Raw genomic sequence first — 19271 nt, forward strand, 5'->3', positions numbered from 1 at the left:
CGCCCGCGGACGTCGGGGCCAAGGTCAGCGCACGGATTCCGGCCGCATTCCGGATGCTTCCTGCACAGTTCCTCCCGATGGTTGGTTGGCCGATGGTTTGTCGGCCGATGGTTGGTTGGCGGTGGTCCCGGCCCGGGTTTCGGTTTGGGCCTCTGTTCTGGCGTTGTTGCTGACCCGGTTGCCGGTGATGGCCTTGTCGATGCTGTCGGCGATGATGATGGCGGCCCGCTTGCCGTTGCGGTGGAAGACGTTGTCGCGCAGCTCCAGCGTGATCGAGCCGTTGCCCTTCTGGTGCTGCAGGACGCCGCCGTTGTTGTCGTAGAATTCGTTCTCGTAGACCCGGTAAGTCACGTCGATCCCGCGGTTCTGGCCGAGCGAGAGGCCCGCGTCGGCGTTGCGGAAGATGACGTTCCGGTAAATCTCGGTGCTGGACTTCGCCAGGATGCCGGCGCCGCGCGGATTGTCGTGAATCAGGTTGTCGTGGATCTTCAGCGTGCTGCCGGCCTGCCCCTGGTCGTGGTAGAGGCCGTGGGAGCGTCCCTCGCCGCCGTTGACGCCGTTGTTGAAGACGCGGTTGTGGGCGATCTCGCCGGTCAGGATGCGCCCGTTCCAGCCGGAATAGACGCCGCCGTCCTTGCGCCAGCCGTTGTCGGCGATGGTGTTGCGCGTGATGACCTGATCGGTGTTGTCCGCGGCGTAATGCACGATCCCATAGGCGCCGTTGCCGGTGATGGCCGACCCGTCGATCCGCAGCCCGTCGGAGGTGCCGGCAACGACGATGCCGGAGCCGCCGTTGCCCGTCACGGTCACGTTCGTCACCGACACGTTGCGCGCCCGCGGGCCCAGAAGCAGGCCGGTGTCGGCCGCGCCGGTGATGATCAGCCCGTCGAAGGCGACGTTGGCCCGCCCGTTCAGGCTGACCGCGACGGCGGCGCCCCGCGCGTCGATCACCGGAGCGCCGCCTGTGCCATAGGCGCCGTAGGTGATCGGCCGGTCGGTGGTGCCGGAGGAGGAGGCCAGCAGGCTGCCGCGCCAGCTCTCCCGCGCTCGAACAGCACGCGGCTGCCCGGCGGGAAGGCGGTGGCGTTCACCTTGTCCAGCGATTTCCAGGCTTCCTTCGGGCCGCGGCCCGACCGGCGGTCGTCGCCGTTCGTGGCGTCGACGTAGAAGACCGGTGCCTCGTCGGCGCTCCGCCGCGCGCTGACGAGCAGCGACGGCTGGGCAGGACGCTCGATGGCGGGGGGAGGAGGGGGCAGGTAATCCATGGCTCCGGCTCGCGCGGTCTTACACGGCGGCGCGGAACAGCGCGTAGGCGAGGCCCCAGGCCGCCAGCGCGCAGCCGGCGCACAGCAGGGCCCAGCCGGCCCGCGGAAGATCGAGAAGCGGGGGGGCGGCGCGCTCCGCCACCGTCGGCGCGGCGTCCGCCGGAAGGACGTCCGCAACCCCACCCAGCAGGTTCGGGCTGGCCGGCGTGGCTTGCTCGATCATGGCGATCTCCTCGCGGGGGCCGTTAAGCGGGAGGACCGGCGACTGAAACCGCTGCGTGTCCCTGTTACGGTATTTTGTGTTACGTCATGGACAAATAAAGGGAAATGAAAAGGGATCACGCTTAAGCGATCAGGGTACGATAAGGGGGCATTCCAAAGGGAGGAATAGGCCTTCTCTTTGGAATTGCCGAGTGGTGATCGCCCGTAATGCATATGAGAACGGCAAGAACTCCCTCCCCCGCGATGGGAGAGGGAGCCGGCCATTCATAAGCCGGAGCGCTTAGCCGGCCAGGGCGCGCTTCATGTTGCCGGCGCCGCCGCGCAGCAGGCGCTTGACCAGCTGCTGCTTTGCCGGGGCCGGGCCGTTCTCGAAGCAGATGCGCTGGATCCGCCGCTGCGGACCGCCGCGGCGTGGCCACGAGGTGCCGAACGTGAGGTCGACGCCGCTGTCGTACAGGTCCGCGAACAGCGTGTCGTGCAGGCCCTCGTCCGAGTAGGGGAAGGCAAACGAGCCGCAGCCGGGACCGAACAACTCCCGGATGCCGGCGACGCTGCCCGTCACCTCCGCCTTCCGCTGCTCCGGCGTCAGCAGGCGGTGGTTGGGATGGTCGAAGCCGTGGGCGCCGATCGACACCCCCTCCGCCATCAGGTCGGCGATCTCGTCGTGGGTCAAATAGGGCTTCTGCGTCGCCAGGAAGCCGGCGGTGTCGAATTCCAGAACGGTGGCGATCTCGTCCAGCACGGCGCGCTGGTGCCAGCTCACCTTCATGACAGCGGCGGCGGGATCGGCGGCGACGGCGCCCGCCCGCGCCAGGGTGGCGGCGCAGACGGCGCGGCGGGGATCGGTCTCGGCCAGCCGGCTCAGCCGCTCCGCCAGAAGGCTCGCCTTGTGCCGGTAGAAGAGAGACCCGTTGTCGAGGAAGTTCAGGTTGAGATACAGCGCCGGCCGGATGCCCTTGCGGCGCAGGATGGGCATCGCGACTTCCGCCACCTCGCGCATGCCGTCGTCGAAGGTGACCAGCAGCGACGGACGGCGGATCTCCGGCCCGCCCATGGCCGATCCGGTGACCGTGGGCAGGTCCGTCGGTTCGAAGTGCTTCAGGAGAAAATCGAGGTCCTCCGTGAATTCCTTCGGCGTGCGGGGGCGGTAGATGTGCTTCAGATGGTCCGGCACCGTGTCGCAGACGGCGTGGTAGACGACGGCCAGCACCGGGCTGCCGTAGGCGTGATGGCAGGCGGTTCCCAGCGGGTTGCGCAGCGCGTCCATCCACCGGACCCGCCGGCCCAGCCCGCCACCGGAAATCACGTCGGCAACGCTCATTCATGTCCTCCCGCGGAAGGGTCAGAGGGCGAGGGTCAGAGGGCGTCCGCCCCATCGGGAGCGAGGCGCTTGGGCTGCATCATGGCGGTGTGGATCTGGGCCATGGCCTGCGCCTCGGTCGGCGTGCGGACCATGCGGTACAGCATCTTCTTCAGGCCCGGCGGCGTCAGCCGGAAGCCGATCTGAAGGGAGGCCGTCGCCAGGAACTCCGAGTTGGTCAGGAAGCCCGACCGCCAGCACCAGACCCGGAACGCCCATTCGTTGACGGCGTAGCGCAACCCGCCGCGGCGGACGCGCTGGGCCATGCTGGTGCGGAAGAGAAGAAGCGCCTCCTGCACCGTCTCCATGCGCCCCCCGGCCTGGAGGAGGCGGACATAGAGGTCGTAGTCCTCCAGATTGCCGAAGCAGGAGCGGTACCCGCCGATGGCGGTCAGCGCCCGCCGCCGCACCATCATGGTGGGGTGAGACAGGACGCAGTGCCACTTCATGCCCTGGCTGATTTCCTCATGGGTCTCCGGGCTGCGCTTCACGCAGGTGATGGCGCCGGGGTCCTGTTCGAACTCCGCGTGCCAGGAGAAGGACGCGTCCAGCGACCCCTGCTCGGCGAAGGCGCGCGCCTGCGTCTCGAAGCGGTGGGGCAGGCAGATGTCGTCGCTGTCCATGCGGGCCACCAGATAGCCCGTGCAGTATTGCAGGCCGTCGTTCAGCGCGCGGGCCAAGCCCCCCTGGTTGCGCCGCCGCACCACCACAAGCCGGCAGGCGTTGGACGCCTGATAGTGGGCGATGACCTTCTCCTGCTCCTCCCCGATCCGTCCATCGACCACCAGCACGCACTCGCGCGGGAGAAGCGTCTGCGTATAGACGCTCTCCAGCGCGGCCTGAAGGTTGTCCGCCTTCTCGCCGGCGTAGGTGGCCATAAGCACGCTGATCGATTGAGTGTCCCGACCGTCCCTCGGTCCGCTCACGTGATTCATACCTGGTCTCCACCCCTCTTGTCGTGGCGACGCGGACGGCGTGCGGCGGTCCGGTCACCGGGCGCCGCCCCGCGAAGGGCGACGCCCGGTGACCATGACCACGGACGCCGCGGCCCTGGGAATGGAGGCGTGTGCGTGCCGCCCTGAGCCCCGCTTCCGCGGCACGCGCGCGCAAGCGGTTTCGGCGTTCCTTCCCGGTGGCCGTCGGTCCGGCGCCTGCGCGGCGCCTGCCGTCCCGTCCTTGTCGTCGTTTTCAGTGCCTTTGTTGCCCTGTCTCGTCCCTTTCCTCGTCGGTTCTGTGGGGGCCTCCCTCCGGTCCGCATCCCGGATTAGGACACCCCTGGCCGTCGTATCGGCCGGTGCCGATGCACGCATAGGCACGGAATAGGTCTGTGGACGCTATCAAAGGGCGGATGGCGGGTAAACCTACATAAAGTGCAAGATAAATATCCCCTTCGCAGCGTCCCAAAGGGAAAGCCGTCTGCCACTTTGGTCGATTGTGGAGAAAGTGGGGGATGCCGCGCGCACTGCGGAGAAATAACGGCTGATTGCTATGAAAAGGCGGCGAACCGGGGTGGCATTCGGACTTCATCACTCCGCTGAGGCGGGCCTTGTTGTGCGACGCACAAGAAATAGGGGCGAAAGCAGAGCAGCCAGCGGGGCTGTGCTTTCGATTATTGCCGTTTTGTGTCGCGAGCGGAAGTCGGAAACGCTCCACCGCACACGCTGTCCAGACACGCCAACGCCCGGCCACGAGGGGCCGGGCGCGGACGTTGCCGAAGGGGCGTAACGCCGATCGATCAGATGATCGGGTTGGCCTTGGAGACCGAGGAGATGGTGTTGTTGGTCACCGTCTGCTTGATGTTGTCGGCGATGTTGATCGCCGCACGGCCGTTGTTGTTGTAGAAGGTGTTGTCGTACAGGCTCAGCGTGATCGACCCGGCGCCCTTCAGGTGTTCCAGGATGCCGCCGTTGTTGTTGAAGATCTCGTTGCCGTAGATCTTGTAGGTGACGTTGGTGCCCTGGTTCTGGCCGATGGAGATGCCGACGTTCGAGTTGCCGTAGATCGTGTTGTTGTAGATCTCGGTGCTCGACTTGGCGAGGATGCCGGCGCCGCGCGGGTTCGAATATATCACGTTGTCGTGGATCTTCAGCGTGCTGTTGGCCTGGCTGTGGTCGTGGTACAGGCCGTGCGACCGGCCGTCGCCGCCGCCGCTGCCGTTGTTGAAGATCGTGTTGCCGGCGATCTCGCCGCTCAGGATGCGGCCGTTCCAGCCCGAATACACCGCATCGGTCCGCCAGCCGTTGTCGCTGATGACGTTGTTGGTGAAGTACTGGTTGGCGTTGTCGGCGGAGTAGTGGACGAGGCCGTAGCCGCCGTTGCCGTCGATCGTGGAATGATCGATGCGCAGGTTGTTGGAGGTGCCGCTGATCACCACGCCCGAACCGCGGTTGTCGACGATCTGCGAGTTGGTGACCTTCACGTTGTTGGCGCCACCGTTCAGCAGCAGGCCGGTGTCGTTCGAACCCGTCATCGTCAGGTTGTCGAACGTGATGTTGTCCTTGTTGTTCAGGCTGACCGCGAAGCTGGCGCCGCTCTTGGCCTTGATGACCGGGTCGGCGCCGGTGCCGTAGGCGCCGTAGATGATCGGCTTGTCGGCGGTGCCGGAGGTCGAGACCAGCAGGCTGTCGGTCCAGGTCTCGCCACGCTCGAACAGGACCAGCGAGCCGGCGGCGAAGTTGGTGGAGTTCACCTTGGCCAGCGACTTCCAGGCCTGGTTCGGGTTGTTGCCCGAGTTGCTGTCGTTGCCGTGCGTCGCGTCGATGTAGAAGACCTGCGAGGCCGGGGTCGCCGGGTAATCCGACGTGCCGCCGCTCGGGTTCGACGGGGCGGGCGGGGCCGTCGGCGTCGTGGGGGTGGTCGGCGCGGTCGGCGTGGTCGGAGTGGTCGGCGTCGTGGTCGAGGAGGGGAAGAACTCCTTCGGCGCGGCGACGACCAGGGTGCCGTCCCACCACATGCCGGACTGGCCCTTCACCACGTCCTTGCCGTCGAGCGCGCCCTTGTCATAGGTGACGGAGGCGTCGGTCGGATTGACGGCGTTGCCGTTGATGGTGATCTTGTTGACGATCAGGTTGCGGTCCTGACCGTTCACGAAGCCATCGTTGTCGTACTGGATCTGGACCTTGTGGGCCTGGCCGGGGGCGATGTCGGCAGTGAAGCTGTAGTCTTTGGCGGCGGTGCCGGCGGAACCCTCGCCGATGACCTTGCCGTCCACCATCACCTTGAAGTGCGGGGCCACGCCGCCCGCCACGTTGCCGGCGGCGTTGACGACGATCTTCGTGGCGCCCGTCACCGCCTCGGCGGTCGCGGCGGGGAAGAAGTCCTTGGGCGCGGCGACGACCAGGGTGCCGTTCCACCACATGCCGGACTGGCCCTTGACCACGTCCTTGCCGTCGAGCGCGCCCTTGTCGTAGGTCACCGACGGGTCGGCCGCGTCGAGCGCGTGGCCGTTGATGGTGATCTTGTTGACGATCAGGTTGCGGTCCTGACCGTTCGCCACGCCGTCGTTGTCGTACTGGATCTGGATCTTGTGGGCCTGATCCGCGGTGACGTTGGCGTTGAAGGTGAAGTCCTTGGCGTCGGTGCCGGCGGAGCCTTCGCCGATGACCTTGCCGTCCACCATCACCTTGAAGTGCGGGGCGATGCCGCCCGCGACATGGCCAGCCGCGTTGATGACGATCTTCGTGGCGTTGTCGGCGGTCGCGGCGGCGTCGGCCAGGGCCAGCGGCTGCGCGGTCTGCAGGGCCTGCGCCTGGAGGAGGGAGGCCGGCGTCGCGAAGGAATCGGCGGTGGACACGGAGGTCTCGCTGATGGTCAGATGCGCCGTGTCGGCGCCGAGATCACCGGCGTAGTTGGTGTGGTCGGTCAGATCCTGATGGTGAAGGTCGATACCCAGATCGTCCATGGTCTGCACTCTCTATGCTTGTGGGGACGCCACCGCGTTGGGTGGCCAGCGGGGCCGGCACGCGGTCGGTGCGTCCCCTTCCTTTCGGTTAGCGCTCTAGCCTTTTGGCTTACCCCTTAAGACTAGCGGCTTCGCTGTGGCCTTAAATGGGACGATTTTAGGATAATAAATCTCAAATGCGTGATATTTGGATCACAGTGAGGCCGATCCGCACTGGTGGCGCGTCGTTCGGGCGCTGCAACCGGTAGGAAAAGCGTCGTGTCAACCCGTCGCGACGGCGGGATGGAACGGGGCGATGCGCAGCCGGGGATGGCGGTGCTGCGGACAAAAAAGAGGGTGCTTCCGAAATCGGACCATCCTTTGACCCGGGTCAATCCGCCGGAGCCGGTCCGGGCGTAGCCTCCCTCCATGCATTGCAAGGAGAGATGACATGGAGACGATGGTCTTTCTGGTGCTGGCGTTTCTGCTGACCGGCTTCCTGACGGCTCTGTCGGTGCTGGGCATGGCCACGCTGCACGCCATGGTGCGGGTCATTCTTCCGGCCCGCCGCCCGGTGGCTCCCGTCCGGGTGTCCTGACGGGGCCGTCTATAGGACCGGACCGCCTATAGAATATGAGTCAGAGGGGGAGGGGGCCTTCGTTCTTGACCTCCTCCATCACCGCGTAGGTGCGCGTCTCCCGAACGCCGGGCAGTGACAGCAGCACATCCCCCAGGAACCGCCGGTAGGCCGCCATGTCGGCCACCCGCGTCTTCACCAGATAGTCGAACCCGCCGGCCACCATGTGGCATTCCAGAACCTCCGGCGCGTGCCGGATGGCCTGGGCAAAGCGGTCGAACACGTCGGGCGTCGTCTTGTCGAGCAGCACCTCGACGAACACCATCAGCCCGAAGCCCAGCCGGTGCGGATCGAGCCGCGCCGTGAACCCCGTGACATAGCCATCCTTCAGCAGCCGCCGCATCCGTTCGCCGGCGGTTGTGGCCGACAGGCCGACCCGCTCCGCCAGATCCACGGCGGAAATCCTGCCGTCCATCTGCAGGATCGCCAGGATGCGCCGGTCGGTCCGGTCAAGCTCCGTCATTTTCACGCTCCATGCCGCCTTTGGCCGTTGATATCGCGGCCAGTCGTCGAAAACAACCGTGGAGACACGGCAGGGTCCGCGATAGTCTCCGGATGCCGCAGTGGAACAAGCAAAACAAAGCGGACGCTGCGGTTTGCAAAGACGAATTGGATCGGGTGAGAGACACCGTGACCATCGACATTGGTCCCAAGGCTGCGGCTCCCAACGCTGCGGCCCCCAACGCTGCGGACGGTGCCGGATCGGCGCCGGGCGGCGGCACGATCCTTCTGCTGGGCGCCGGGCGCATGGGCGGCGCCATGCTGCGCGGCTGGCTGGCGCAGGGCGTGCCGGCCGCCGCCATTTCCATCGCCGACCCCAACCCGGCGCCGGATCTGGTCGATCTGGCCGCCCGGACCGGCGTCCGCGTGAATCCGGCGGACGGCGCCGCGGTCGATGCCGCCTCAGTTGATACCCTGGTGGTCGCGGTCAAGCCGCAGATGGTGGAGAGCGCCGCGGCGGGCGTGCTGGCGATGCTGGCGCCGCACACGCTGGTGTTGTCGATCATGGCGGGCAAGACGCTGGCCGACCTGCGCCGCCTGTTCCCGGCGGCGGGCAGCGTGGTGCGGGCGATGCCGAACCTTCCGGCGGCGGTCGGACGCGGCGCCACCGTCGCGGTGGCCGAGGCGGATTGCCCGGCGGATCGCAGGGAGCGCGCCGCGTCGCTGCTCACCGCCGTCGGGAGCCTGGAGTGGCTGGCCGACGAGGCTCTGGTCGACGCCGCCACGGCGCTGTCCGGCTCCGGCCCCGCCTACGTCTTCTACCTCGTGGAGTGCCTGACCCGCGCCGGGGTCGAGGTGGGGTTGCCCGCCGACGTCTCGGAACGGCTGGCCCGCGCCACGGTCGAGGGGGCGGGGGCGCTGATGGGCGCCACCGGCCAGCCGGCGGCCGAGCTTCGCGCCGGCGTCACCTCCCCCGGCGGGACCACGGCGGCCGGCCTTTCCAAGCTGATGGCCGATGACCACCTCCAGAGTCTGTTGAACGCGACCCTGCGCGCGGCGGCCCAGCGTGCCGCCGAACTGGGCGGAACCGGCCCGAAAGCCTGAGAAGCACCCCCCTTTCACCATCAGGGACCGGCTCGCCCCCGGCCTGCGGATTCGAGCGGACGACACCGATGAACAGCATGACCAACCCGACCGCCACCCGGGCCGCCACCCGGACCGCCACTCCGTCCGCCGCCTCCGGCAGCGCGGCGCCGTTCGCGGACTTCGCGCCGCCCATCCGTCCGGCGACCGAGCTGCGCGCCGCGGTCACCGCCGCCTACCGCCGGCCCGAGCCGGAATGCCTGCCCTTCCTGTTCGAGCTGGCGTCGCTGCCGCCCGGCATCGTCACCGCGGCGGCGGCCACCGCCCGCAAGCTGATCACCGCCCTGCGCGCCAAGCCGCGGGGCCGCGGCGTCGAGGGGCTGATCCACGAATACAGCCTGTCCAGCCAGGAGGGCATGGCGCTGATGTGCCTGGCGGAGGCGCTGCTGCGCATCCCCGACCACGCCACGCGCGACGCGCTGATCCGCGACAAGATCGCCGGCGGCGACTGGCAGGCGCATCTCGGCAAGGGCGGCTCGATGTTCGTCAACGCCGCCACCTGGGGCCTGCTGATCACCGGCAAGCTGACCTCGGCGGGCGGCGAGCAGGCGCTGTCCTCCGCCCTGACGCGGCTGATCGCGCGCGGCGGCGAGCCGCTGATCCGCCGCGGCGTCGATTTCGCCATGCGCATGATGGGCGAGCAGTTCGTCACCGGCCAGACGATCCAGGAAGCGCTGACCAACGCCCGCCCGATGGAGGCCGAGGGCTTCCGCTACTCCTACGACATGCTGGGCGAGGCGGCGCTGACGGCGGAGGACGCCGCGCGCTACTACGCCGACTACGAGAACGCCATCCACGCCATCGGCAAAGCGTCGGCGGGGCGCGGCGTCTATGAGGGGCCGGGCATCTCCATCAAGCTGTCGGCGATCCACCCGCGCTACTCCCGCGCCCAGGCCGACCGGGTGATGGACGAGCTGCTGCCGCGCGTGAAGGCGCTGGCGCTGCTCGCCAAGGGCTACGACATCGGCCTGAACATCGACGCCGAGGAGGCCGACCGGCTGGAGCTGTCGCTCGACCTGATGGAATCGCTGTGCTTCGACCCGGATCTGGCGGGCTGGAACGGCATCGGCTTCGTCGTCCAGGCCTACGGCAAGCGCTGCCCCTACGTCATCGACTTCCTGGTCGATCTGGCGCGGCGCAGCGGCCACCGGCTGATGATCCGGCTGGTCAAGGGCGCCTATTGGGACAGCGAGATCAAGCGCGCCCAGCTCGACGGGCTGCCCGACTTCCCGGTCTACACGCGCAAGGTCTACACCGACGTCTCCTACGTCGCCTGCGCCCGCAAGCTGCTGGCCGCCCCGGAGGCGGTCTTCCCGCAGTTCGCCACGCACAACGCCCAGACCCTCGCCACCATCTATGAGATGGCCGGCAGCGACTTCCAGGTCGGCAAGTACGAGTTCCAGTGCCTGCACGGCATGGGCGAGCCGCTCTACAAGGAGGTCGTCGGCCCGCTGAAGCGGCCCTGCCGCATCTACGCGCCGGTCGGCACGCACGAGACGCTGCTGGCCTATCTGGTCCGCCGCCTGCTGGAGAACGGCGCCAACAGCTCCTTCGTCAACCGCATCGCCGACCCGGCGGTCCCGGTCGACGAGCTGATCGCCGATCCGGTGGCGGTCGCCAGGGCCATCGCCCCGGTGGGGGCGCCGCACGCGCTGATCGCCCTGCCGCGGAACCTCTACGCGCCGGAGCGGGCGAACTCCGCCGGCATCGACCTGTCCAACGAGACGGAGCTTGCCAGCCTGTCCGCCGCCCTGTCGGCGAGCGCCGCGATGACCTGGACCGCCGCGCCGCTGCTGGCCGACGGGGAGCGGTCGGGGACGGCGCAGCCGGTGCGCAACCCCGCCGACCGCCGCGACGTGGTCGGCACGGTGACCGAGGCGAACGAGTCCCTGGTGGCGGAGGCCTTCGGCCACGCCGTCGCCGCGGCGTCCGCCTGGGCCGCCACCCCGCCGGAGGAGCGCGCCGCCTGCCTGTTCCGCGCCGCCGACACGATGCAGGAGCGGATGCCGACCCTGCTCGGCCTGATCGTCCGCGAGGCCGGCAAATCGCTGCCCAACGCCATCGCCGAGGTGCGCGAGGCCATCGACTTCCTGCGCTACTACGGGGCGCAGGTGCGCGACCGCTTCGACAACGCCACCCATCGCCCGCTGGGGCCGGTGGTCTGCATCAGCCCGTGGAACTTCCCGCTGGCCATCTTCTCCGGCCAGATCGCCGCGGCGCTGGCCGCCGGCAACCCGGTGCTGGCCAAGCCGGCCGAGGAAACCCCGTTGATCGCCGCCGAGGCGGTGCGCATCCTGCACGCGGCGGGCATCCCCGCCGGGGCGCTTCAGCTTCTCCCAGGCGCGGGCGAGGTTGGAGCCGCCCTGGTCGGGCACGAGGCGGTGCGCGGCGTGATGTTCACCGGCTCCACCGAGGTGGCGCGGCTGATCCAGCGCCAGCTCGCCGGGCGCCTGCTGCCGGACGGCGCGCCGATCCCGCTGATCGCCGAGACCGGCGGCCAGAACGCCATGATCGTGGACAGCTCCGCCCTGGCCGAGCAGGTGGTCGGCGACGTGATCGCGTCCGCCTTCGACAGCGCCGGCCAGCGCTGCTCCGCCCTGCGCATCCTCTGCCTGCAGGAGGACGTGGCCGACCGCACGCTCGCCATGCTGAAAGGCGCCATGCGCGAACTGCGCATCGGCAACCCGGACCGGCTGGCCGTCGACGTCGGTCCGGTGATCAGCGAGGAGGCCCGCGCCACCATCGCCGGCCACATCGAGGCGATGCGCGCCAAGGGCCGCAACGTGGAGTTCCTGCCGCTGCCCGCCGAGACGGCGGAGGGCACCTTCGTCGCCCCGACCGTGATCGAGATCCGCGGCATCGACGAGCTTGAGCGGGAGGTCTTCGGTCCGGTCCTGCACGTCGTCCGCTTCCGCCGCGACGATCTGGACGCCCTGGTGGACTCCATCAACGCCACCGGCTACGGCCTGACCTTCGGCCTGCACACCCGGATCGACGCGACCATCGAGCGGGTGACCGAGCGGATCGGCGCGGGCAACGTCTACGTCAACCGCAACACCATCGGCGCGGTGGTCGGGGTGCAGCCCTTCGGCGGCCACGGCCTGTCGGGCACCGGCCCCAAGGCGGGCGGCCCGCTCTATCTCTCCCGCCTGCTCAGCCGCCGTCCCAAGGGCTGGCTGGAGTTCCGCGGGCCGGACGCGGCGCGCGCGCCGGGGCTGGCCTACGGCGAGTGGCTGCGCGCCAAGGGTTTCACGGCGGAGGCGTCGCGCTGCGCCGGTTATGCGGCGCGCAGCGCCATTGGCGGCGGCGCGGAGCTGAACGGCCCGGTGGGCGAGCGCAACCTCTACGAGCTGCACGGCCGCGGCCGCGTCCTGCTGCTGCCGCAGACGCGGACGGGGATGCTGCTCCAGCTCGGCGCGGTCCTGGCGACGGGCAACAGCGCCGCGGTGGACGCCCCGCCGGAGCTGGCCGAGCTGCTGCGCGGCCTGCCTCCGGCGCTGGCCGCCAAGGTGCGGACCACGGCGGATTGGCGGGACGCGGGACCGCTCGCCGCGGTTCTGGTGGAAGGCGACCGCGAGCGCGTGACCGCCGTCAACCGCCGCGTCGCGGAGATGCCCGGCCCGATCCTGCTGGTGCAGGCGGCGAGCAGCGAGGCGCTGGCGGCCGGGCGGGGCGAGGGCTATGACCTTGACCTGCTGCTCAACGAGCGGTCGGTCAGCGTCAACACCGCGGCGGCCGGCGGCAACGCCAGCCTCGTCGCCATGAGCTGACCGGGGAGCTGACCCGGAAACTGACCGGGAAACGGACGGGCTGTGGGTCGGGCGGTGCGCCGCCTATCCCGCAACCTCCCGTTCGACCACCAGCTCTTCGCCGTCGATCCGCAGGAAGGAACCGACCTCCAGGTCGCCCCGCGCGATGGCGTCGTTGATGATGATCTGCGCCTCCGCGAGTGTGATCGTCCGGTCTTCGAAGAAAACCGACCCGTCGGCGTGGCGGATGATCCGGAACGTTGCGGTGGTCATCCGGGTATTCTCCTTTGGCAATGCCCTTTCGATAACCGGCGCGCGGCGCATTCGTCGCGCCGGCATCGATTCTCGCGTGGTTCCGCGGACATCGGATGGGCGGCGGAGTGTGTCAATGACCGGAATGTTCTATCTGCGGATAGTTGACCGGACGCGAACCAAAAGGTAGCCAGGAGCAGCGGGGGCTCCGCAGCGCAGGAGGATCATCAGGGTGAAAGACGACGCCGAACTCATCCGCCATCCGTTTTCCGAAGCACCGGACAATGGAACGGTCCGGGAGGTGGCGCCGGGTGTGCTGTGGCTGCGCCTGCCGCTGCCCTACGCGCTGGACCACGTCAACCTCTACCTCTTCGAGGAGGGGGACGGCTGGGCGCTGTTCGACACCGGGCTGGGCGACGACGTCAGCCGCGACTGCTGGGACCGGCTGCTGCGCGGCCCGCTGGGCGGCAAGCCGATCGTCCGGCTGGTGGTCAGCCACTTCCACCCCGACCACGTCGGTCTGGCCGGCTGGCTGCACGAGCGCTTCGCCCCGCCGCTGCACATGACCCAGAGCGAGTATTTCTACGCCAAGCTGCTGCAGCAGGGCCGCGACCCCCAGGCGCTGGAGGCGCAGGAGACGTTTTACCAGACCGGCGGCCTGTCGCCCGACGAGACCCAGCAGATGCTGAAGCGCGGCCTCAGCTACCTGAACCGCACGACCGGGCTGGCGCCCAGCTTCGAGCGGATGATTCCCGGCCAGACCATGCGGCTGGGCGGGCGCGACTGGCGCATCCTGACCGGCGGCGGCCATTCGCCGGAGCAGGCGATGCTCTATTGCGCCGCCGACCGGCTGTTCCTGGCCGCCGATCAGGTCATCGCGCGCATCTCCCCCAACGTCAGCGTCTCGGCGATGCAGCCCAAGGCCGATCCGCTGGGGCTCTACCTGTCGTCGCTGGCCGCGATCCGGGAGGAGGTGGCGGCCGACTCGCTGGTCCTGTCCGGTCACAGGCTGCCCTTCTACGGGCTGGACCACCGCACCCGGGCGCTGGAGTCGCACCACGCCGACCGCTGCGCGCAGATCGCCGAGGCCTGCCGCGCCAAGCCGCTGAGCTGCAAGGAACTGGTGCCGGTTCTGTTCCGCCGGGCGCTGGATTCCCACCAGCTGAGCTTCGCCTTCGGCGAGGCGCTGGCCCACATCAACCACATGGTCGGGCGCGGCGACCTGCGCACCGAGACACGCGCCGACGGCGTGCTGGCCTACCACAGCGCCTGAGCCCGGACACCCGGCCTGCGGGCGCCACCTCAGCGGCAGACCCGGTACGGTCCCATGTCGAGATGGAAGTGGTCGCGGTGGGCATCGTTGTAGTCGGGGCCCAGCACCGCGCGGAAGACCTCGCAGGCACCATCGCGCACCTCGCGCAGGAAGGCGCCCTTTCTTCCGTCCTGCGGGGTCCAATCGCCGGGCAGCGCGATGGTGGTGCCGTCGGCCAGCGTGAAACCGGCGATATCCAGGGCGTTGGCGGTGGCGTGCTCGCTGCGGCGCCCTTCCGCCCGGCCGTAGACGTTGCGGCAGGCGTAGCTTCCCAAATGCCGAACCCGCGTCACCGGCTGGCCGAAATGCCGCTGCGCCGCGGGCTGGAGTGTGTGCGTCTCGAACAGCATCCAGGCGGCGGCGAGCGGGCAGGTGACGATGAAGCCGCCGTTGAAGGCCACCGCCGAGCGGCTGACCCGCACCGCATCGACCAAACCGCAGCCCGGACCGGTCTGCCGGTCGGTCACCGGGCTGAAGCGCAGGCCCGCGTCGCCCAGGACGGCGTGGCACTGCCGTGGCGCTCCGTCCAGCCGGGACAGCTTGAGGCGGGTCAGAAGGTTCGGCGCCTCCGCGATGTCCAGCGGCGCCCAGGGGTCGTAGCGGGGCGGAACCGTCACCGCGCCCGTTCCCACCAGCGCCGCCCCGCTTGCGGCCGCCAGAAGCAGCAGGGCCGACGTCCAGCGCAAGAACCGTCCCATGCGTCCGCCCAATCTCCCCGTTGCAGCACCGTAGGCTGAACAGCGGGAACGCTCGCGCGGCTCCCCCGGATCGTATTCCCCCTAATTGCTTATGAACCGGCGGTGGGGGCGGACTGTTGTCCAAGCGGCGGTTCATCCGTTCGTGCAATTGGACGGAGCGTGACTTCCATGCCACAGTTCCAGCGTTACCCTTCGTCACGCGGTGAGGGAGAGGCCGATGTCCGATGCATATGATGAGGTTCTGGCCATGCAGGGCCGGACCGAACGCGCGAATTCCACGATCCCGCTCACCGCTTCCTCCGCGCTGGCCTCCGCCGCCGCGCTGTTCCGGAAGATCGAAGCGCCCCCGCCTGCGTCCCCGCCCGCCGAGGAGTGGATCGTCGGCGACGCCGGGGCCTTCGGCATCGGCGCCTACGGCCGCCTGCCCGCCGCGGCTCCTGCGGCGACGGTGGCGCCGGAGCTTCTGGCGCGGCGGGAACTGGCGGCTCGGCTCGACGGCGGGATGGCCGAGGACACCGCCGGCTGAGCCCCCCGGACGGTCCGGCTCAGCCGTCCTTGCGGTACAGGGCGACCAGCGCCGTCAGGACGGCGGGGTCGTCGTAGCGTCCGAGGAAAAGGTCGCCGATGGCCCGGCGCAGCAGGATGCTGATCCGGGCGCGGGCGCGCCCGTGGACGGCGCCCTCCAGCCGGCGGCAACGGTTGCACAGCAGGCGGACCCGCTCGACCGTGGAGCGGGTGATGCGCAGCGCCTCGACGCTGACCAGGATGTCGGTGGTGGCGGCGTATTCGGCGGCCTCCGGCCAAGGCACGCGGCGACCACGCCCATCGCGCCACGTCTCGTCCGCCCCGTCGTACCAGCGCCCGTCGGGCAGGCAGCGCACGACGACCCCGTCGGGCCGCCCGCAGCAGCGGCAGCGCAGGTTTCCCGAGGTCTCCCCCACACGCACCGGGTCGAGATAGGGCGCACGGATCTGCATCCGGCCCCCGGAGCGTGTCTGCCTGCCCCGCATCGGTTGTCCTATTCCCTGGCTTTGAATCCCCATCCGGGGGAAGGTCCCCGGCGGGACGGGGACCATGACACGGAACGGCCGCTTCCGCGCGTGACTTCTGCGCGGGTCAGGCCGCGAAGGGCATCAGGAACAGCGTGACCGAGGCCAGCGTGAAGGCGGCCATGGAGCGGCGCCCCACGGCGACGGCGGCCTCGTCCTGCCCGCTCTCCTCCAGGCGCAGCGCCAGGAAGCCCTGGGCCATGCCCGACGCGAAGGTGATGATGTGGATGATCGCGAGGCCGGGTAGCGCGTCCAGACCCAGCAGCAGGGTGACCGCGCCCAGCACCATGCCGTTGAAGGCGGCCTGCCGCAGGATCGGTTCCCAGTGCTCGCGGGCGACGAAGGTTTCGACCATGTCCAGCGGATGGCCGTTCCGCTCGTCCGGATCGGTGTACAGGCTCATGGCTGGGCTCCACAGGTTCGGTGGGGCTCCGCCCGACAGGGTCTCAGGGCGGTGCGGTGTCAGGATCGGCGGATGCTGTCCGCCATCTTCTTGGCGACGGTCAGCAGGTCGCCGTCGGCCTTGTTGCCGGTGACGGTGTAGGCGACCAGCCCGGCCCGCCAGTAGACGAGCCGCAGGCTGTCCTGCACGACGGTGTGCAGCGTGCCGTCCTGCGCCGGGCCGCCGGACGCGACGAACAGGGTCAGCAATTCGCCGTCCGGCTCCCTGTAGAGAAACTGGAGAGCGGTGCCATGGTTCCATGGCACGACGCTGGCCCGGATCAGGGTCAGTTCCGGACCGATGGCGGGCAGCGCCACCGTCAAGCCGTTGCCCTCCGGCAGAGGCACCTGGGCGGTCTGCGCCAAGATGGGGGTGGCGTCCATCTGGGGCGGCGCCGGCTGCAGCGTGTTGAGCGCGACGGCCTTGGAATGCGCGTCCGCCGCCTCATCCGCGAAGGCCGGCACGTCGTCGACCTCGCCGGCCAGCTGCGGTCCGCTGGCCGCGCCCGACTGCACCCACACGGTCAGGCTCCACCCTCCCATGACCAGCAGCATGGCGGCGGCCAGCGGGGCGACCCGCCGGGAGAAGCGGTCCATGTCCAGGCGCCAGCGCAGGCGCCCGGCCAGCGTTTCGGTCTCCTGCACCGAAACGCCGGCCATCATGTCCAGCCCCAGCTTCAGCATCTCCTGCTGGTGCCGGTACTCGTCGAGCTTGGCGGCCAGGGCCGGGTTGGCGGCGAGCTGCGCCTCGAAGGCGGCGCGGCGGGCCGGCTCCATCTCGCCGTCCATGTAGAGATGCAGGTCGGCGTCCTGGTTGAGGCTGATGGGATCACGGCTGCCCATGGCTCACCTCACCGCCCGCAGAGTGGCCGGGGCGCGGTCGCGCTGGCCCATCTCCCGGTGGCCCATCTCCACGCGCAGCGCTTCTCGCCCGCGGGCCAGGCGCGACATCAGCGTGCCGAGCGGGATGTCCAGCTGGCGGGCGGCCTCCTGGTAGCTCATCCCCTCGACGGCGACGAGGGTCAGGACGCGGCGCTGCTCGTCGGGGAGGGTGGAGAAGGCCTCGATGGTCCGCATCAACTCGACATGGTCGGGCTGGTTGGGCGGCATCTGCCCGTAGGTCATCGCCTCGATGGCCGAGGCGCCGCGCGCCCGCACCTGCTCCCGCCGCACCCCGTTGACGTGGACGTTGTGCAAAATGCCGAACAGCCAGGACCGCAGGTCACCGTTCGGACGGAAGGTCCGCGAGCCGGAGATGGCGCGCACCAGCGTCTCCTGCACGAGATCCTCCGCATCGTCGCGGTTGCGCGCCAGCGCGAGGGCGTAGCGGCGCAAGGAGCGCAGTTGATTCGACAGTTGGTCGCGCAGGCTGAACGTCACGTCTCCACCCCGTGGACTGGATTTCCCGAACTCCTGCTCCGTTTTCGTTTCGGGAGGGCCTTTTAATCCCGGGGGGGACGCTTTGCGCGGTCAATCGTCGTCGTGGTCGCGGGACGGCCGGTGCAGGGAGCCATCGGCGAGGATGATCTCGCTGGCCACCAGCCCACCCTTGCGGACACGGCCGGTGACGGTGATGGGGGCGCCCGGCTCGATTCCCTCCGGCAGGAGACCGCGCACACTGACATCCGTCCGCGCGCTGCCGTCCTGGACCATCATCCAGGTCGCGCCCGCTGCGGCAACCGTTCCGGAGACGGTGCCGGCCCCGGCCCGCAGCACCTCGGCGACCGGCTGCGGCGAGGATGCCTGGACCGCAGGGTGCCGCTCGCCGGCGTCGGCGGGGCCGGACAGCAGAAGGGCGGCGAAGGCCGCAGCCAAGACGGGGGTCGCCAAGACGGGGGCCGCCAGGACGGGAACGGCCAGGAAGGGGGACGTGGTGGAAGGGCGCATGATCCTGTCTCCATCGCAAGGGGCGGGTGGTCCGCCCGAACAGGAGGGATCATGGCAAGCCGCGGCTGAGCCGTGCCTGAACGGGACGTTCAAGCGCGGTTCAGAAAGACCGGTCACAATCCGCTTGATCGGTGGGGGATCGACTGTAGATTAGATATATCTTATTTCAGGGGCGGATAAGGCCCATGTCGCCCACCGAGCCATTCATCGACCCGCCGCTCGACCCCGCCGAACTGGAGGCACGGGCCGCCGAGGCGGAAGCCTTCCTGCGCTCCATCGCCAGCCGCCACCGGCTGATGATCCTGTGCAGCCTTCTGGACGGAGAGACGCCGGTGGGCGATCTCGCGCGGCGGCTCGGCCTGTCCCCGTCGAACCTGTCCCAGCACCTCGCCAAGCTGCGGGACGAGGGGCTGGTCGCCACCCGGCGCGACGGCACCTCGATCCACTACCGCATCGGGTCGGACCGGGTGCGGCCTGTCCTGCTGGAGCTGTACCGCCAGTTCTGCGTCGGCGCACGCTGCGCGACCGACGCGAACCCGACTCCTTGAAACCGGTCCCTCACCGCTCGACCGGCCCGGACGCGGCCATCCAGGCGGCCATGCCGCCGCTCAGCCGGTGGATGTCTCCGGCATAGCCGCCGGCCGCCATCCTCGCCGAGGCCGGGCCGCAGCGCCGCCCGCTCTGGCACTGGAAGACGAGATGCTTGCCCGTCGCGTCCGGCACGCGGGCCGGGTCGAACCGCGACAGCGGTACCGACGTGGCGCCGGGGATGTGGCCGGCGCGGTGCTCATGCGGTTCGCGGACATCGACGATCACCGCCGTGCCGTCCCTCAGCCAGCCCATGACGGTGGCGGTGTCGACGGTCTTGATCCGGTCGCTCGTGGCGCTTGCGCTCCGGTTAAGGCCGAAACGGGAGAGAAGGGTCTTGAGCATGG

The 19271-nt window shown here is 69.4% G+C and carries 21 protein-coding genes; 6 read left to right on the forward strand and 15 right to left on the reverse strand.

What is annotated here, in order from left to right:
- Positions 1 to 24 precede the first annotated feature (24 nt).
- From ABVN73_RS21180 to ABVN73_RS21205, 6 genes are all read right to left on the reverse strand, one after another.
- Positions 25 to 951: a right-handed parallel beta-helix repeat-containing protein gene (locus ABVN73_RS21180; protein ID WP_353861182.1), complete on the reverse strand. Its 927-nt coding sequence runs from the start codon at positions 949 to 951 to the stop codon at positions 25 to 27.
- Entirely contained in the window at positions 948 to 1265 is a 318-nt protein-coding gene (locus ABVN73_RS21185; RefSeq protein WP_353861183.1) for a hypothetical protein, read from the reverse strand. Before ABVN73_RS21185 ends, ABVN73_RS21180 begins: the two co-directional genes overlap by 4 nt.
- 19 nt (positions 1266 to 1284) lie before the next feature.
- Complete coding sequence (locus tag ABVN73_RS21190) at positions 1285 to 1488, reverse strand: hypothetical protein (protein WP_353861184.1); 204 nt, start codon at positions 1486 to 1488, stop codon at positions 1285 to 1287.
- Positions 1489 to 1767: 279 nt separating this feature from the next.
- Positions 1768 to 2808: a polysaccharide deacetylase family protein gene (locus ABVN73_RS21195; protein ID WP_353861185.1), complete on the reverse strand. Its 1041-nt coding sequence runs from the start codon at positions 2806 to 2808 to the stop codon at positions 1768 to 1770.
- Positions 2809 to 2843: 35 nt separating this feature from the next.
- Positions 2844 to 3725, reverse strand: a complete 882-nt coding sequence (locus ABVN73_RS21200; RefSeq protein ID WP_353861186.1) for a glycosyltransferase — start codon at positions 3723 to 3725, stop codon at positions 2844 to 2846.
- Between the two features lie 857 nt (positions 3726 to 4582).
- A complete protein-coding gene (locus ABVN73_RS21205) occupies positions 4583 to 6748 on the reverse strand; it encodes a carbohydrate-binding domain-containing protein (protein ID WP_353861187.1) in 2166 nt (721 codons plus the stop codon).
- 430 nt (positions 6749 to 7178) lie between these two features.
- Between ABVN73_RS21205 and ABVN73_RS21210 the strand changes: the two genes are divergently transcribed.
- Positions 7179 to 7325 (forward strand): hypothetical protein, encoded by a 147-nt coding sequence (locus ABVN73_RS21210; RefSeq protein WP_353861188.1) that lies wholly within the window; start codon positions 7179 to 7181, stop codon positions 7323 to 7325.
- A 40-nt stretch (positions 7326 to 7365) separates the two neighbouring features.
- Here ABVN73_RS21210 and ABVN73_RS21215 read toward each other — a convergent pair whose 3' ends face one another.
- Complete coding sequence (locus ABVN73_RS21215) at positions 7366 to 7827, reverse strand: Lrp/AsnC ligand binding domain-containing protein (RefSeq protein ID WP_353861189.1); 462 nt, start codon at positions 7825 to 7827, stop codon at positions 7366 to 7368.
- 167 nt (positions 7828 to 7994) lie between these two features.
- Here ABVN73_RS21215 and proC point away from each other — a divergent pair, with 167 nt between their 5' ends.
- On the forward strand, positions 7995 to 8909 hold the full coding sequence (gene proC, locus ABVN73_RS21220) for a pyrroline-5-carboxylate reductase (RefSeq protein WP_353861190.1): 915 nt from the start codon (positions 7995 to 7997) through the stop codon (positions 8907 to 8909).
- A gap of 68 nt (positions 8910 to 8977) precedes the next feature.
- Complete coding sequence (gene putA / locus ABVN73_RS21225) at positions 8978 to 12718, forward strand: trifunctional transcriptional regulator/proline dehydrogenase/L-glutamate gamma-semialdehyde dehydrogenase (protein WP_353861191.1); 3741 nt, start codon at positions 8978 to 8980, stop codon at positions 12716 to 12718.
- 63 nt (positions 12719 to 12781) lie between these two features.
- Here the strand turns inward: putA and ABVN73_RS21230 are convergent, their stop codons facing one another.
- Positions 12782 to 12970 carry a hypothetical protein gene (locus ABVN73_RS21230; RefSeq protein WP_353861192.1) on the reverse strand — a complete coding sequence of 63 codons (189 nt, stop codon included), beginning with the start codon at positions 12968 to 12970 and terminating at the stop codon, positions 12782 to 12784.
- A 211-nt stretch (positions 12971 to 13181) separates the two neighbouring features.
- Between ABVN73_RS21230 and ABVN73_RS21235 the strand changes: the two genes are divergently transcribed.
- Positions 13182 to 14222, forward strand: coding sequence for an MBL fold metallo-hydrolase (locus ABVN73_RS21235; RefSeq protein ID WP_353861193.1), 1041 nt, complete (start codon positions 13182 to 13184; stop codon positions 14220 to 14222).
- Positions 14223 to 14251: 29 nt separating this feature from the next.
- On the opposite strand, the gene ABVN73_RS21240 is transcribed toward ABVN73_RS21235, so the two are convergent.
- A complete protein-coding gene (locus ABVN73_RS21240) occupies positions 14252 to 14959 on the reverse strand; it encodes an extensin family protein (protein WP_353861194.1) in 708 nt (235 codons plus the stop codon).
- A gap of 217 nt (positions 14960 to 15176) precedes the next feature.
- Between ABVN73_RS21240 and ABVN73_RS21245 the strand changes: the two genes are divergently transcribed.
- Positions 15177 to 15485 (forward strand): hypothetical protein, encoded by a 309-nt coding sequence (locus ABVN73_RS21245; protein WP_353861195.1) that lies wholly within the window; start codon positions 15177 to 15179, stop codon positions 15483 to 15485.
- Between the two features lie 19 nt (positions 15486 to 15504).
- Here the strand turns inward: ABVN73_RS21245 and ABVN73_RS21250 are convergent, their stop codons facing one another.
- From ABVN73_RS21250 to ABVN73_RS21270, 5 genes are all read right to left on the reverse strand, one after another.
- Positions 15505 to 15936 (reverse strand): hypothetical protein, encoded by a 432-nt coding sequence (locus ABVN73_RS21250; RefSeq protein WP_353861196.1) that lies wholly within the window; start codon positions 15934 to 15936, stop codon positions 15505 to 15507.
- A 139-nt stretch (positions 15937 to 16075) separates the two neighbouring features.
- Positions 16076 to 16411 (reverse strand): hypothetical protein, encoded by a 336-nt coding sequence (locus ABVN73_RS21255; RefSeq protein ID WP_014242024.1) that lies wholly within the window; start codon positions 16409 to 16411, stop codon positions 16076 to 16078.
- A gap of 59 nt (positions 16412 to 16470) precedes the next feature.
- On the reverse strand, positions 16471 to 17292 hold the full coding sequence (locus ABVN73_RS21260; protein ID WP_353861197.1) for a hypothetical protein: 822 nt from the start codon (positions 17290 to 17292) through the stop codon (positions 16471 to 16473).
- A 3-nt stretch (positions 17293 to 17295) separates the two neighbouring features.
- Positions 17296 to 17829, reverse strand: coding sequence for a sigma-70 family RNA polymerase sigma factor (locus ABVN73_RS21265; protein ID WP_353861198.1), 534 nt, complete (start codon positions 17827 to 17829; stop codon positions 17296 to 17298).
- Between the two features lie 90 nt (positions 17830 to 17919).
- On the reverse strand, positions 17920 to 18336 hold the full coding sequence (locus tag ABVN73_RS21270; protein ID WP_353861199.1) for a hypothetical protein: 417 nt from the start codon (positions 18334 to 18336) through the stop codon (positions 17920 to 17922).
- A gap of 185 nt (positions 18337 to 18521) precedes the next feature.
- On the opposite strand from ABVN73_RS21270, the gene ABVN73_RS21275 reads away from it, so the two are divergent.
- Complete coding sequence (locus ABVN73_RS21275; RefSeq protein WP_353861200.1) at positions 18522 to 18884, forward strand: metalloregulator ArsR/SmtB family transcription factor; 363 nt, start codon at positions 18522 to 18524, stop codon at positions 18882 to 18884.
- Between the two features lie 10 nt (positions 18885 to 18894).
- Here ABVN73_RS21275 and ABVN73_RS21280 read toward each other — a convergent pair whose 3' ends face one another.
- Positions 18895 to 19269, reverse strand: a complete 375-nt coding sequence (locus ABVN73_RS21280) for a rhodanese-like domain-containing protein (protein ID WP_353861201.1) — start codon at positions 19267 to 19269, stop codon at positions 18895 to 18897.
- Positions 19270 to 19271 lie beyond the last annotated feature (2 nt).

It is taken from the genome of Azospirillum formosense (assembly GCF_040500525.1).
Classification (GTDB): Bacteria; Pseudomonadota; Alphaproteobacteria; order Azospirillales; family Azospirillaceae; genus Azospirillum; species Azospirillum formosense_A.

Coding starts and splice junctions, on each gene's coding strand:
- ABVN73_RS21185 (WP_353861183.1), bottom strand. CDS start 1,265: ATGGATTACCTGCCCCCTCCTCCCCCCGCCATCGAGCGTCCTGCCCAG.
- ABVN73_RS21190 (WP_353861184.1), bottom strand. CDS start 1,488: ATGATCGAGCAAGCCACGCCGGCCAGCCCGAACCTGCTGGGTGGGGTT.
- ABVN73_RS21195 (WP_353861185.1), bottom strand. CDS start 2,808: ATGAGCGTTGCCGACGTGATTTCCGGTGGCGGGCTGGGCCGGCGGGTC.
- ABVN73_RS21200 (WP_353861186.1), bottom strand. CDS start 3,725: ATGGCCACCTACGCCGGCGAGAAGGCGGACAACCTTCAGGCCGCGCTG.
- ABVN73_RS21205 (WP_353861187.1), bottom strand. CDS start 6,748: ATGGACGATCTGGGTATCGACCTTCACCATCAGGATCTGACCGACCAC.
- ABVN73_RS21210 (WP_353861188.1), top strand. CDS start 7,179: ATGGAGACGATGGTCTTTCTGGTGCTGGCGTTTCTGCTGACCGGCTTC.
- ABVN73_RS21215 (WP_353861189.1), bottom strand. CDS start 7,827: ATGACGGAGCTTGACCGGACCGACCGGCGCATCCTGGCGATCCTGCAG.
- putA (WP_353861191.1), top strand. CDS start 8,978: ATGAACAGCATGACCAACCCGACCGCCACCCGGGCCGCCACCCGGACC.
- ABVN73_RS21230 (WP_353861192.1), bottom strand. CDS start 12,970: ATGACCACCGCAACGTTCCGGATCATCCGCCACGCCGACGGGTCGGTT.
- ABVN73_RS21240 (WP_353861194.1), bottom strand. CDS start 14,959: ATGGGACGGTTCTTGCGCTGGACGTCGGCCCTGCTGCTTCTGGCGGCC.
- ABVN73_RS21245 (WP_353861195.1), top strand. CDS start 15,177: ATGTCCGATGCATATGATGAGGTTCTGGCCATGCAGGGCCGGACCGAA.
- ABVN73_RS21250 (WP_353861196.1), bottom strand. CDS start 15,936: ATGCAGATCCGTGCGCCCTATCTCGACCCGGTGCGTGTGGGGGAGACC.
- ABVN73_RS21255 (WP_014242024.1), bottom strand. CDS start 16,411: ATGAGCCTGTACACCGATCCGGACGAGCGGAACGGCCATCCGCTGGAC.
- ABVN73_RS21260 (WP_353861197.1), bottom strand. CDS start 17,292: ATGGGCAGCCGTGATCCCATCAGCCTCAACCAGGACGCCGACCTGCAT.
- ABVN73_RS21270 (WP_353861199.1), bottom strand. CDS start 18,336: ATGCGCCCTTCCACCACGTCCCCCTTCCTGGCCGTTCCCGTCCTGGCG.
- ABVN73_RS21275 (WP_353861200.1), top strand. CDS start 18,522: ATGTCGCCCACCGAGCCATTCATCGACCCGCCGCTCGACCCCGCCGAA.
- ABVN73_RS21280 (WP_353861201.1), bottom strand. CDS start 19,269: ATGCTCAAGACCCTTCTCTCCCGTTTCGGCCTTAACCGGAGCGCAAGC.